1 protein-coding gene is annotated in these 1,022 nt (G+C 51.8%); it reads right to left on the bottom strand.

The window, feature by feature from the left end; all coding sequences use genetic code 11:
* Positions 1-240: 240 nt before the first annotated feature.
* Positions 241-744, bottom strand: a complete 504-nt coding sequence (locus BN874_RS13455) for a pilin (protein WP_034434354.1) — start codon at positions 742-744, stop codon at positions 241-243.
* Between the last annotated feature and the right edge of the window lie 278 nt (positions 745-1,022).

The raw sequence follows: 1,022 nt of genomic DNA, 5'->3' as shown, positions 1-1,022 counted from the left end.
TGACCAGATCATCATCCAGCGTGAGTTGCACCGTTTTCATGATTCGTACCTGCCCGCATAGCGATAAGTCCAGTGATGATAATGCGGATAGCGATTCAATGGCAAAAAGCACAGAAGCGGGTCATGGCGTACCGGCTCCTGTTTGCGACAGACATAAAAAAACCGCCCCAAGGGAGCGGTTTTTTATCGGGCGGCATTGTTGGGTTGCGTTCGCAACCCAACCTACGCTGCTGCTGAAGATTACGCTCTGCATTCAGCGGGTGCGTACTTGGCTAACACCGTTCCGACCGCATTAACAGCACCGCTCATAAGAGTAGCTGTAGGGGCAGCCACCGACCCGACTACTCGACATTTCCAGGAGACGCTAAGGTCAGCAGAGACGTAAGGAACCAAGGTAAGCGTAAGACCGTTGATGGCGCTGTTGGCGCGCTGGGGACTCGTATTGCTATAGGTAACAGTAATAACACCGTTGTTTATGGCTAATTGCGACACATAATTGCCCGCAGTATCAGTAGGGGTGGCGGTCATGCCAGCAGCAGTGCGGTCGGCTGGAGCAACACCCGTGTTTGCGAAAGATTCAGAGACAGCCGTTTTGGCAGCAGCGGCGAGGGTAAGACCTTCAGTGACCTGTCCACGAATGGTGTAATCCTGATAGGCCGGAATCGCGATGGCGGCCAGGATGCCGATGATCGCCACAACGATCATGAGTTCAATCAGGGTGAAGCCTTTCTGTAACTTCTTCATGGGTAACTCCTTTCCTTACTGCGCTTGAGATAAAAACCCGGTTTGGGGTTGGGAAGTTGGGGGATGCTCTTGCTATCCCTTCGCGGTTCGTTAATGCAGCAGATGTGCCAATAGCAGTGCATTCAATCCGCCAGCGATTTAACTTTTTTAACTGTATGAAAAATAATAAAAAATAATCCAGCGGGCACGGAGTGCGGTTTAAGCAAGGATTCGGCGGTGGAATCATTGCGGGCGATAAGTGACGGGAAGCGGCGAGGGTGACTATTTTTGTCAGGAGG

The sequence above is a fragment of the Candidatus Contendobacter odensis Run_B_J11 genome, assembly GCF_000531125.1.
Classification (GTDB): Bacteria; Pseudomonadota; Gammaproteobacteria; order Competibacterales; family Competibacteraceae; genus Contendibacter; species Contendibacter odensensis.
Note: the sequence above shows the minus strand (reverse complement) of the source record. Positions and strands in the feature narration are given on the sequence as shown.